12 protein-coding genes are annotated in these 12,150 nt (G+C 66.2%); 1 reads left to right on the top strand and 11 read right to left on the bottom strand.

All coding sequences use genetic code 11. The annotated features are described in order from the left end of the window. Positions 1-125 precede the first annotated feature (125 nt). Positions 126-1,229, top strand: coding sequence for an ABC transporter substrate-binding protein (locus AC1RRP_RS08825; RefSeq protein WP_493035232.1), 1,104 nt, complete (start codon positions 126-128; stop codon positions 1,227-1,229). Positions 1,230-1,235: 6 nt separating this feature from the next. Here AC1RRP_RS08825 and AC1RRP_RS08820 read toward each other — a convergent pair whose 3' ends face one another. From AC1RRP_RS08820 to bioA, 11 genes are all read right to left on the bottom strand, one after another. Beyond that, a complete protein-coding gene (locus AC1RRP_RS08820) occupies positions 1,236-1,691 on the bottom strand; it encodes a hypothetical protein (RefSeq protein WP_493035230.1) in 456 nt (151 codons plus the stop codon). Between the two features lie 317 nt (positions 1,692-2,008). After that, complete coding sequence (locus tag AC1RRP_RS08815; RefSeq protein WP_493035228.1) at positions 2,009-2,200, bottom strand: hypothetical protein; 192 nt, start codon at positions 2,198-2,200, stop codon at positions 2,009-2,011. Positions 2,201-2,301: 101 nt separating this feature from the next. Further along, positions 2,302-3,960 carry an MFS transporter gene (locus AC1RRP_RS08810; protein WP_493035226.1) on the bottom strand — a complete coding sequence of 553 codons (1,659 nt, stop codon included), beginning with the start codon at positions 3,958-3,960 and terminating at the stop codon, positions 2,302-2,304. Between the two features lie 181 nt (positions 3,961-4,141). Then, positions 4,142-4,768, bottom strand: coding sequence for a 2-hydroxychromene-2-carboxylate isomerase (locus tag AC1RRP_RS08805; RefSeq protein WP_493035224.1), 627 nt, complete (start codon positions 4,766-4,768; stop codon positions 4,142-4,144). Next, a complete protein-coding gene (locus tag AC1RRP_RS08800) occupies positions 4,765-4,989 on the bottom strand; it encodes a DUF1289 domain-containing protein (RefSeq protein ID WP_493035222.1) in 225 nt (74 codons plus the stop codon). The genes AC1RRP_RS08805 and AC1RRP_RS08800 overlap by 4 nt, the downstream gene beginning before the upstream one ends. Positions 4,990-4,994: 5 nt before the next feature. Further along, positions 4,995-5,900, bottom strand: coding sequence for a hydroxymethylglutaryl-CoA lyase (locus tag AC1RRP_RS08795; RefSeq protein WP_493035220.1), 906 nt, complete (start codon positions 5,898-5,900; stop codon positions 4,995-4,997). A gap of 1 nt (position 5,901) precedes the next feature. Next, a complete protein-coding gene (locus AC1RRP_RS08790) occupies positions 5,902-6,822 on the bottom strand; it encodes a 2-hydroxyacid dehydrogenase (protein WP_493035218.1) in 921 nt (306 codons plus the stop codon). Between the two features lie 36 nt (positions 6,823-6,858). Further along, on the bottom strand, positions 6,859-8,862 hold the full coding sequence (locus AC1RRP_RS08785) for an acetyl/propionyl/methylcrotonyl-CoA carboxylase subunit alpha (protein ID WP_493035216.1): 2,004 nt from the start codon (positions 8,860-8,862) through the stop codon (positions 6,859-6,861). Further along, positions 8,855-9,544, bottom strand: a complete 690-nt coding sequence (gene bioD, locus AC1RRP_RS08780; RefSeq protein ID WP_493035214.1) for a dethiobiotin synthase — start codon at positions 9,542-9,544, stop codon at positions 8,855-8,857. Before bioD ends, AC1RRP_RS08785 begins: the two co-directional genes overlap by 8 nt. A 4-nt stretch (positions 9,545-9,548) precedes the next feature. Continuing rightward, a complete protein-coding gene (bioF, locus tag AC1RRP_RS08775) occupies positions 9,549-10,730 on the bottom strand; it encodes an 8-amino-7-oxononanoate synthase (RefSeq protein WP_493035524.1) in 1,182 nt (393 codons plus the stop codon). A gap of 11 nt (positions 10,731-10,741) precedes the next feature. Beyond that, on the bottom strand, positions 10,742-12,109 hold the full coding sequence (bioA, locus tag AC1RRP_RS08770; RefSeq protein WP_493035212.1) for an adenosylmethionine--8-amino-7-oxononanoate transaminase: 1,368 nt from the start codon (positions 12,107-12,109) through the stop codon (positions 10,742-10,744). Positions 12,110-12,150: the final 41 nt, after the last annotated feature.

The raw sequence follows: 12,150 nt of genomic DNA, 5'->3' as shown, positions 1-12,150 counted from the left end.
TTTGGCCCAGGCATTCTAGGCAGGCCCCCTTACCCCAGCATGACCACAGGACTTGCCCCGGGACAGCCAGCTTCCGCTAGACTAGGCTCAATGATCCTCCAAAACTAGAAATCCACGGAGACAAGATGCGAAACTTCAAAGTATTGGGCACCGTCCTGCTCGCCCTGGCGGCGACAGCCAGCCAGGCCCAGATCCTCATCGGCCAGACGGCCGGTTTTACCGGCGCAGTGGCCGCCGGTGTGAAAGAAACCACCGACGGCGCCAAACTCTACATTGATGCCATCAATGCCAAGGGGGGCGTCGCGGGCCAGAAGATCGAGCTGATCTCGCTGGACGACAAGTTCGACCCGAAGCTGGCGGCGGAGAACGCCCGCAAGCTCATCGAGGAGCAGAACGTGGTGGCGCTGTTCCTCAACCGCGGCACGCCACACTCCGAAGCCATCATCCCCCTGCTGGACAAGCACGGCATTCCCCTGATCGCCCCCTCCACGGGCGCCATGAGCCTGCATCAGCCGGTCAAAAAGCACGTCTTCAACGTCCGCGCCACCTACCAGCGCGAAGCCGAGAAGGCCGTGACCCATCTGGCCACCATCGGCATCACCAAGATCGCCCTGGTGCATGTGGATGACAGCTTCGGCAATGACGTGCTGATCGGCGCACAACGGGGACTGGATAACGCCAAGCTCAAGCCGATCCTGCTCGAAAAATACGACCGGACCAAACCCGATTTTTCCAAAATCGCCCCGGCCCTGGCCAGTTCCGGCGCGCAGGCGGTGGTCCTGATCGCCTCGGGCTCGGCCGCGGCAGATGCCGTGAAGGCCTTCCGGACCGCAGGCAGCGCCGCCCAGGTCGTGACCCAGTCGAACAACGCCTCGGGCGGCTTCATCAAGAGCCTGGGCGAGCATGCGCGCGGTGTCATCGTCTCGCAGGTGCTCCCGCAGTCGCTGTCCTACACGCTGGTCAAGGAAGCGCAGGATCTGGCCCGCGCCAAAGGCGCAGGCGAGGTCAGCCCGGCCATGCTCGAAGGTTTTGCCGCGGCCAAGGTGCTGGTGGAGGCCTTGCGCCGCGCCGGCCCCAAACCCAGCCGCGAGCGCATCCAGGCGGCCCTGGAAGGCCTGAGCAAATTCGACATCGGCGGCCTGGAGGTGAACTTCAGCCCGCAGGACCATACGGGCCTGGACTTCGCAGACCTGTCCATCATCACCTCCGACGGCCGCTTCCGGCGCTAAGGCTCTTCAGGCCAGCAAGGCCCGCTCCAGCGACCGGCAGGCCTCATGGCCCACGGCGGCCTGGATCTTCGGAAGCAGCGCCAGCAAGTCCTCGTACCCCGAGGCGCTCTCGACCGCCAGGTTCAGCTTGAAACCCCGCAGGCCCAGCGAAGCCGTCAGCTGGGTGGCCAGCGGATAGGCCTCGGCATACCGTTCCTGTGGGGTGCACGCGCTGCGGGCCGTGGCCGCAGCGGTGGCCGCTTCAGCCACAACGACGGCTGCCGCGTCCGCTCCCAGGAAACCTTGCGCCACCATGTGCTCCACATCGGCCGGCGTCACGCCGAGGCCGGCCGTGGCTGCCAGCACCTGCTCCAGCGTCTTGACCCCATCGAACAGGATGAAGGCCGAGCGCTGCCGGGCCGACAGCGCAGGCGAGCGCTCCTTGAACGCCTGCTGCCCAACGTCTGTTTTTGAGTAGTTCATGTCGTGGAGTGGCCAGGGGTGGTGTTCCAAACTCGCGCCGCGCGCGGCGTGGCTTTTGCGGGATGAGCCGCAAGGCGCAAAACCCAAGGCAAGCCTGAACGGCTTGCCTGGTTTTGCAACGCCGCGGATCGCCCGCAAAACCGCGCCCCTACGGGTTCGGCCAAAAACGGGCCCTTTGCCCACCAAATCGCTTGCGTGTGCCTGCGGGCACACGACGCGCGATGTTGGCGGTCAAATCATCCCGTTTTTGACTCGAACGCGCATGGCGCGAGTTTGGAACACCACCCCATATGCCACCTTGTCTCCTCTGCACTTGCTTACCTGGCGGCGCTGGCTGCCGGCGCCGGCGCCGATGCAGCAGCGGGCGGGGCCGACGCCGGTGCCTCGGGGGCGTGCACGGCGTCGGCGCCATGCTTCTCGCCACCCATGTCGAGCTGGTCACCGCCCTTGATGATGACGAAGAGGGCGAGTGCTGCGAAGACGATGAAACCGATGATGATTTTCCACATGGTGTGTGTCCTTGAAAGAAAAGGCCCTCGCCAGAGGAGAGGGCCGCTGTGTCCACCCGCCTGGCCGGCCAGGTCGGGAGGGACGCGAGGTACGACGGGCTTCAGTCGTTGGCGTAGATGTCCACGTCCTTGGTTTCCTTGACGAAGATCATGCCAATGACGAAGGTCATGCCGGCGATGATGATCGGGTACCAGAGGCCGTTGTACATATTGCCGGTCTGCGCCACGATGGCGAAGGCCGTGGTGGGCAGCAGGCCGCCGAACCAGCCGTTGCCGATGTGGTACGGCAGCGACATGGAGGTGTAGCGGATGCGGGTCGGGAACATTTCCACCAGCATGGCGGCGATCGGGCCGTAGACCATGGTGACCAGGATCACCAGATAGGTCAGGATGGCGATGACCATGACCTTGTCGACCTTGGCCATGTCGGCCTTGGCCGGGTAGCCGTGTTCCTTGAGCGCGTCGGCCACGGCCTTCTTGAACTCGGCGTCCTTGGCCTTGGCTTCGTCGGCCGGAATGCCCTTGGCGGTGTAGCCGGTGATGACGGTCTCACCGATCTTGATGGAAGCCGGCGTGCCAACAGCACCCACGGCGTTCTCGTAGCTCACCGAAGCGCCGGCCAGCACCTGCTTGGCGATGTCGCACGAGCTGGTGAACTTGACGGTACCGGTCGGGTTGAACTGGAACGAGCACTCGTTCGGATCAGCCGTCACGACGACCTTGCTCGACTGCTGGGCCTTGTACAGGTCGGGGTTGGCGGCCTTGGTCAGCGCCTCGAAGACCGGGAAGTAGGTCACGACGGCCAGCAGGCAGCCGGCCATGATGATGGGCTTGCGGCCGATCTTGTCGGACAGGGAGCCGAACAGGATGAAAAAGGGCGTGCCGATCAGCAGCGAGACGGCCACATAGATGTTGGCGGCAGCGCCGTCGACCTTGAGCGCCTGGGTCAGGAAGAACAGGGCGTAGAACTGGCCGGAGTACCAGACCACGGCCTGGCCGGCGGTCAGGCCGATCAGCGCCAGGATCACGATCTTCAGGTTCTTCCACTGGCCGAAGGACTCGGACAGCGGCGCCTTGGAGGTCTTGCCTTCAGCCTTCATCTTGGCGAAAGCGGGCGACTCGTTCATGGACAGACGGATCCAGACGGAGATGGCCAGCAGCAGGATGGAGACGATGAACGGAACACGCCAGCCCCAGTCGGCGAAGGCCACTTCACCGATCAGGGTACGGGTGCCCAGGATCACCATCAGGCTCAGGAACAGGCCCAGGGTGGCCGTGGTCTGGATCCAGGAGGTGTAGGCACCGCGCTTGCCGTGCGGCGAGTGTTCGGCCACGTAGGTGGCGGCGCCACCGTACTCACCACCCAGCGCCAGGCCCTGCAGCAGGCGCAGGGCGATCAGGATGATGGGAGCGGCCACGCCGATGGTGGCGTAGTTCGGCAGGATGCCCACGATGAAAGTGGACAGGCCCATGATCAGGATGGTGACCAGGAAGGTGTACTTGCGACCGATCATGTCGCCCAGGCGGCCGAAGAAGATGGCACCGAAGGGACGCACGATGAAGCCCGCGGCAAAAGCCAGCAGCGCGAAAATGAAGGCCGAGCCGGCATCCAGTCCGCTGAAGAACTGCTTGGCGATGATGGCCGCCAGCGAACCGTAGAGATAAAAGTCGTACCACTCGAAAACGGTACCCAGGGAAGAGGCGAAGATCACCTTCTTCTCTTCCGGTGTCATCGGCCGTGCGGCCTGTGCAGTTGCCATGTTGTGTCTCCTAATAGGCAATCCCCGGAATGGAGATCTGGCCTGATTGTTGGAGACAGCACTGACCCAGCTCTGACGCGAAACCAACCGTGGCTGACGCCGGCCTGAACGCAGGCTGACGAATTAGGTAGTAACCCGCGGATGTTCTTTCACTTGCCGGGAAACGCCGGGCGTCCCGGCCTCAGGCGGCAGGTGCCGCGGTCTGGGCCGACCAGCCCGGCCCGTCGAACCAGGCATCACCGTCGAGGTAACGGCGCAGCATGGGCAGGCTGTCCAGGCCCCAGAACATGCGGCCATCGACCACGAAGGATGGCACGCCGAAGACCCCGGTGGCCACGGCCTCGTCGGTGTTGGCACGCAGGCGGGCCTTGACGGTCTCGTCGTCCGGTTCGAGGGACGGCGCCAGCTGCTCGCGCAGGGACTGCAGGCGCACGGGGTCGTTGGCGTCCAGGCCGCCGTGCCAGACATGACGCAGCAGGGTCTCGCAGACATACCGGTTGGGATCGCCGCCGTTGGCCGCAGCGATGGCCAGGCGCAGCAGGGGCAGCGGGTTGAAGGGATGCACGGCCGGCATCTGCAGCGTGATGCCCTGCTGCTGCCCCAGCCACATGACGTGGCGATAGGTCCACTCGCGCTTGGCCGGCACCTCGGCGGGTCCGAGCAGCTTGTGGTGCCGCAGCATGGCGCCCAGCAGCACCGGCCGGTAGCTGACGGAGTAGCTCAGGCCCATCAGCGCCTCGGGCAACTGCTCGAAGGCCAGGTGCGTGTAGGGCGAGATGAAGTCCAGGTAGAAGGTGATGTGCTTCATGGGTTCACTCCTTGCGCCGTGGCGCGTGCCTCGATGCGGGCCCAGATGGTGCGTTTGCCCGCGTCATCCAGGGTGGACCAGGCGGCGATCTCGTCCAGCGTGCGCAGGCAGCCCTTGCACAAGCCGGTGCCCGTTTCCATGCGGCAGACCGATATGCAGGGCGAGGGCAGGTTGTGAGCCTGTGCCTGCGCCTGTACCGCCTTCCCGGCCAGCCATTCCATCGCGCTCAGGCCCGCTTGTTCAGCAAGGCCGTCGCGGCACGCGAATTGGGCTTGCGTTCGAGGAAGTCGCTGATGTACTGGCCCGCATCGACCAGCTGGTCCAGGTCGATGCCGGTCTCGATGTCCATGCCGCGCAGCATGTAGACCAGGTCTTCGGTTGCCACATTGCCGGTGGCCCCCTTGGCGTAGGGACAGCCGCCCAGGCCGGCCACGGAGGACTGGAAATTCCAGACGCCCATTTCCAGCGCAGCGTAGGTATTGACCAGCGCCTGGCCGTAGGTGTCGTGGAAATGGCCCGAAACGTTGTTGAGATCGTAGTGCTTGAGCGCCGCTTCCATGGCGCGCCGGGTCTTGTTCGGCGTGGCCACACCGATGGTGTCGGCCACATCGACCCGCTGCACGCCGATCTGTTGCATCAGCCGTGCCACCAGCGCCACCCGCTCGGGCGCCACCTCGCCTTCGTAGGGGCAGGCCATGGCGCAGGAGATGGCGCCGCGCACCCGGATGCCAGCGGCCCGCGCGGCGGCAACCACCGGCGCGAAGCGCTCGATGCTCTCGGCGATCGAGCAGTTGATGTTCTTCTGGCTGAAGAGTTCGCTGGCCGCACCGAAGACCACGATTTCGTCGGGCTTAGCGAGCACCGCGGCCTCCCAGCCCTTCAGGTTCGGTACCAGCACCGAATAGCGCACACCGGCCTGGCGCGTGATGCCGGCCATGACCTCGGCGTTGTCGGCCATCTGCGGCACCCACTTCGGCGCCACGAAGCTGGTGACCTCGATCTCCGTCAGGCCGGCGTCCTGCAGGCGCTGCACCAGCCCGATCTTGACGGCCGCCGGCACCGGCTGCTTCTCGTTCTGCAGGCCGTCACGCGGACCGACATCGATCAGTTGAACACGTGATGGAAAACGCATGTCAGTAGCCTTTTGAGGGATCGACGATACCAGCGATGGATTCCCCGCGCTCCAGCCGGGCGATCTTGCTGGCGATCTGCGCCACGCTCTCGTCGCGCAGGGTGCGCGCCGCCGTGTGCGGTGTGATCGTGATCTTCGGATGGCGCCAGAAGGGGTGACCGGCCGGCAATGGCTCCTGGCGGAACACATCCAGCGCGGCGCCGGCCAGATGGCCGCTGTCGATCAGCGGGATCAGGTCTTCCTCCACCAGGTGCGCGCCGCGCGCCACGTTGATGACGTAGCCGCCGGGCTGCAATTGCGCCAGTGTCTCGCGATTCATGATGCCGCGGGTCTCTTCGGTCAGCGGCAGCAGGCAGACCAGCACCTTGGTTTCGGCCAGGAATTCGGCGAACTGTGCTTGCCCCGCATAACAAGGCACGCCATGCAGTTCCTTGGGGGACCGGCTCCAGCCCCGCACCGGGAATTCAAAGGCCTGCACGGCACGGACCACGCGCTGGCCCAGCACACCCAGGCCCATGATGCCCACGGGAAAGTCCTCGCGCAGGCGCGGCTTGCGGAAGGACCACTTGGCGTTCGCCACGTCGGCGGCATACATATCGAACTCGCGGAAGTGACGGATCAGCGCGTGCACCACGTATTCCGCCATCTGCACCGACATGCCGGCATCATCCAGACGCACCAGCTTCGTCGTCGCGGGCAGTTTGAGCTGTGTGAGCGCGTCGACACCGGCGCCGATGTTGAACAGGGCCTTGATCTGCGGCTGCTCGTCGAGGAATTGTTGCGGCGGTGCCCAGACCACCGCGTAATCGGCCGGGCCGGCACCGGGCGCCCAGACCTCGATCCGGGCCTGCGGTAGCGCCGTGCGCAGCGCGGCGAGCCAGGGTTCGGCCTTGAAATCGGTACAACAGAAATAGATCTTCATGACGGCGAGCTTAAGGGCACAAACGCAAAGACCAGGTCACGTGGCCGACAGCTTCAACAACTCCGCGCCCTCGGCCACCTGGTCCCCGGGCGCGTAGAGCAGCTCAGCCACCACACCCGCGGCCGGTGCCGCGATGGTGTGCTCCATCTTCATGGCCTCCATCACGGCCAGCACCTGTCCTTTGCTCACGGTGTCACCCGCCTTGACGGCAAAAGACACCACCTTGCCCGGCATGGGCGCGGTCAGGCGGCCACCTTCGGCCTGCGCCTCGCCGGCATGGGCCAGTGCGTCCAGCACCGTGATCCGGGTGGCGCCCTGCGGGGTGAACACATGGGCCACCTCGCCGCTGCGCAGCACCTGCACGAGCACACGCAGGCCGCCGTAGTGCAGGACGATGTCATCGCCATCGCGCTTGAACTGCAGCGTGGCCCCCGCCTCTTCCACCCGCAGCTGCAAGGCGCCGTCGTGCAGATAGCTCAGCACCGCCGTGTGCTGATCGCCATGGAACTCCAGGTCGAAGTAGCGTTGCGTCAGGCCGTGCGAACGCCAGCCGTCGCGCCGCGCCCAGGGGTCCAGCCAACCCGCCGAAGGTGCGTTGCCCTGCTCCTGCAACAGCGTGTGCGCCACCACGGCCGCGGTGGCCAGGGGCAGGCCCACCTTTTCCTGTTCGAACAGCACCGCCGCCTCACGCGGAATCAGTGCGGTGTCCAGGTCGGCCTGCGCGAAGGAGCGGCTGCCCACCACATGGCGCAGGAACTGCACATTGGTCTGCAGGCCCACGATGCGCGTGGCCGCCAGCGCAGCGTCGAGCCGGGCCAGGGCCTGTTCGCGCGTGTCACCGTGCACGATGAGCTTGGCCACCATGGAGTCGTAAAAGGGAGAAATGGCGTCGCCCTCGCGCACACCGGAATCGACCCGCACCGCGCCGCGCTCGAAGGTGCAGCACGGCGGCAACGCGTAGACCTGCAGCGTGCCCGTGGCCGGCAGGAAATGCTTGTCCGGGTTCTCGGCGCAGATGCGCGCCTCGATGGCGTGACCCTGGATCTGCAATTGATCCTGTTTCAGGGGCAAGGGCTGGCCGGCGGCCACGCGCAACTGCCACTCCACCAGGTCCAGGCCGGTGACGGCCTCGGTCACCGGGTGCTCCACCTGCAGGCGCGTGTTCATCTCCATGAAGAAGAAGGTCATCTTCCCCTCGCGCTGCTCCACGATGAACTCCACCGTGCCCGCGCCCACGTAGTTCACGGCGCGCGCCGCCGCCACCGCCGCCTGGCCCATCTGCTGCCGCAGCTCGGGCGTCATGCCCGGCGCCGGCGCTTCCTCCAGCACCTTCTGGTGGCGGCGCTGCACCGAGCAGTCCCGCTCGAAGAGGTAGACGCAGTTGCCCTGCGAGTCGCCAAAGACCTGGATCTCGATGTGGCGCGGGCGCAGCACGTATTTCTCGATCAGCACCGCCGCGTCGCCAAAGCTGTTGATGGCCTCGCGCTGGCAGGACGCCAGCGAACTTTCGAAGTCCTCGCGTTTTTCCACCACGCGCATGCCCTTGCCGCCGCCGCCCGCGCTGGCCTTGATCAGCACCGGGTAGCCGATACGGTCGGCCTCGTGCTGCAGCAGCTTCACATCCTGGTCGGCACCGTGGTAACCCGGCACCAGCGGCACGCCGGCTTTTTCCATCAGGCGCTTGGATTCGGCCTTCAGGCCCATGGCCTGGATGGCCGAGGCCGGCGGGCCGATGAAGACCAGACCGGCTTTCGCGCAGGCCTGGGCAAAGGCTTCGTTCTCGCTCAGGAAACCATAACCCGGGTGGATGGCCTGCGCCCCCGTGGCCTGGGCCGCGTCGAGGATGCGCTCCCAGCGCAGATAACTTTCGGCCGGTGCACTGCCGCCGATGTGCACGGCCTCGTCGCAGACGCTGACGTGTTTGGCGTTGGCATCGGCATCGGAATAGACGGCCACGGTCTGGATGCCCAGGCGTCTGGCCGTTGCAGCCACCCGGCAGGCGATTTCACCGCGATTGGCAATGAGAATCTTTTTAAACATCGATCTTCACCTTTCCAAGGTCGAGATAAGCGGCCGCCGCGTCTGCGGTGGGATGTTCGAGCCGTGGCACATGGCCGAGCAGCGGGGCCGAGATGCGCGCCGCGATCGCCTCGATATTGCCGTCCATATGGCCCATGGCCGGGTCTACGGTGTTGGCCACCCAGCCGGCCAGCTTGAGCCCGCGCGAGGCAATGGCCTCGGCGGTCAGCAAGGCATGGTTGATACAACCCAGGCGCAGGCCTACCACGAGAATGACGGGCAAGCCCAGCTGGCGAGCCAGGTCCGAGGTGTCGTAACCATGGGTCAGCGGCACGCGCCAGCCCCCCACACCCTCGACCACCACGGCCTCGGCCTGGGCGCGCACCTGCTCGTAGCTGGCGATGATGCGGCGCGGCTCGATCAACACGCACTCCAGCGCCGCGGCGATGTGCGGTGCGGCCGGCGTGCGCAGCAGGTAGGGGGTGGTCAGTTCGCGCGGCAGCTTCAAGGGCGCGGCGTCATAGAGCTGGTCCACGTCCTCGTTGTGCCAGAGACCGTCGCGTTGTTCGGCGCCGGCCGCCAGCGGCTTCATGCCGGCGGCGCGTACCCCCGCCTGTCCGAGGGCATACAGCAGGGCGCTGCTGATCAGGGTCTTGCCGATCTCGGTGTCGGTCCCCGTGACGAAGCAGGAGAAAGCCTTCATGGTCTCAGGCCTCCTGCGCCAGTTGATCCAGCGCCGCCAGCAGCCGCGCCACATCTTCATGGGTGTGGGCGGCCGACAGCGTGATACGCAGGCGCGCGGTGCCCACCGGCACGGTCGGGGCGCGGATGGCTGACACCCAGAGACCCCGGGCTTCCAGTGCCTGCGCTGCTGCCATCACCTCGGCGTTGCCGCCGATGATCAGCGGCTGGATCGGCGTGGCCGAGGCCAGATGCGACCAGCCCCGGCGCACGGGCATGGCACTGAGCTGGTGGCACAGCAAGTCCAGCTGGGCGCGCCGCTGCTGCCCTTCCCGGCTGTCGATGAGGTTGATGCTGGTCAGCAGGGCGTGGGCCAGCGCCGGCGCGGCGGCGGTTGTATAGACATAGGGCCGCGCGCGCTGCACCAGCCAGTCGATCACGGTTTCGTGCGCGGCCACGAAGGCACCGCTGACACCGGCAGCCTTGCCCAGCGTGCCCATGTAGACCAGCTGGGGTGAGCGCAGTTTGAAATGTTCCAGCGCGCCACGACCGTGCTCACCGAGCACACCGAAGCCGTGCGCGTCGTCCACCACCAGCCAGGCGCCAAGGCGTTCGCACAAGGCCAGCAGGGCCGGCAAGGGGGCGATGTCGCCATCCATGCTGAAGACGCTGTCGGTGACCACGATCTTCGTTGTCGCCGTGCTGGCGACCAGCGCCGTTTCCAGCGTGGCCACGTCGCTGTGCGGATAGACCGTGACCTTGGCCCGCGCCAGGCGCGTGCCGTCGATGATGGAGGCGTGGTTCAGCGCATCGGAAAATATCTCGGCCTCACCCGCTGCGGCCGCGGCCAGGGCCGTCAGCACCGCCAGGTTGGCCATGTAACCGGTGCTCAGGTACAGCGCGCGCGCTTGCTCCAGATGCGGCGCCTCGAAGGCGGCCAGGCGCTCCTCGAGCTCCTCGTGGGCCCTGGAATGCCCGCTGACCAGGTGCGAGGCGCCGCTGCCGGCGCCGTAGCGGCTCACGCCCTCCTGCAGCGCCGCGGCGATGCGCGCATCGGCCGCCAGGCCCAGGTAGTCGTTGCTGTTGAAGCTCAGCATCGGTCGACCATCAACTGTGACCTGCGGCGCGCAGGCGGTTTCGGCCGTGCGGCGGCGGCGACGCAGACCCTGTGCATCGAGCTGCTCGATCTGTGCCTGCAAGTGGTCCATCAGTGCGAAGCTCACGCCATCACCTCTTCGAAGGTGGCACGTGTACGCTCGGCCAGCAGGGCGATCTCTTCGTCGTTCAACACATAGGGTGGCATCAGATAGACCGTGCGGCCGATGGGGCGCAGCAGCAGGCCGCGCTGCAGGGCTGCGGTAAAGAAGCGGCGCGAGAAGGTGGACGCCTTGTCACCCTCGGTCACCACAGCGTCGAAAGCCCAGATCATGCCGCGCCGGCGGAAATGCCGCACCCGCTCATCGGTGGCCAGAGGTGCCAGCGCCAACGTCAGTTCATGCGCCTTCAAACGGTTGGCGTTCAGCACATCGTCCTGCGCAAAGATGTCCAGCGTGGCCAGCGCCGCGCGGCAGGCCAGCGGGTTGCCGGTGTAGGAATGCGAGTGCAGAAAACCCCGCGTAACGTCGGCGTCGTAGAAAGCCTGGTAGATGCTCTCGCGGGTCATCACCAGCGAGAGCGGCAGGTAACCCCCGCTGATGCCCTTGGACAGGCAGACGAAGTCGGGCCACACCGGTGTTCCATTTTCACCGGCCTGTTCGCAGGCGAAGAAGGTGCCGGTGCGGCCACAGCCCACGGCAATCTCGTCGGCGATCAGGTGCACCTGGTGTTGGTCGCAGATGGCACGCACAAGGCGCAGGTACTCGGAGTCATGCATGGCCATGCCGGTGGCGCACTGCACCAGGGGCTCGACGATCACCGCGGCCACCTTGCCGCTGCGCTCCTGGAGCAGCGTTTCCAGTGCGGCGGCGGCGCGACGCGCCACGTCCGCGGCACTCTCGCCGGGCTGGGCCAGCCGCGCGTCCGGCGAGGCCACCACATGGGCGCGCTGCAGCAGCGGGCCATACGCGTCACGGAACAGGGCCACGTCGGTCACCGCCAGCGCGCCGATGGTCTCGCCGTGGTAACTGCCGGAAAGGCAGACGAACTCCTGCTTCTGGCTCTGGCCGCTGTTGCGCCAGAAATGGAAACTCATCTTGAGCGCGATCTCCACGGCCGAGGCGCCGTCGGATGCATAGAAGCAATGCCCCAGCACACCGCCGGTCAACGCGCCCAGGCGCTCCGAGAGCTCCACCACCGGCTGGTGCGTGAAACCCGCCAGCATGGCGTGCTCCAGCTTGTCGAGCTGGTCTTTGAGTGCGGTGTTGATGCGCGGGTTGGCATGACCGAAGAGGTTGACCCACCAGGAGCTGATGGCGTCCAGGTAGGCCTTGCCCTGCACATCGACCAGCCAGGCACCGCGGCCATGGCTGACCGGGATCAGCGGCACGGTCTCGTGGTGCTGCATCTGGGTACAGGGGTGCCAGACGCTGCGCAGGCTGCGCGCGACCCAATCGTCGGATAGCAGGGCGGAGGAAGTTGAGGCTTTCAATTCAGTTCCGGATTTCTTCAAGGGGCCCGCATTCTGGCAGG

The sequence above is a fragment of the Hylemonella sp. GW821-FHT12C09 genome, from assembly GCF_058807395.1.
The sequence above is the reverse complement of the archived record's forward strand: the minus strand, read 5'-3'. Positions and strand labels throughout refer to the sequence as shown.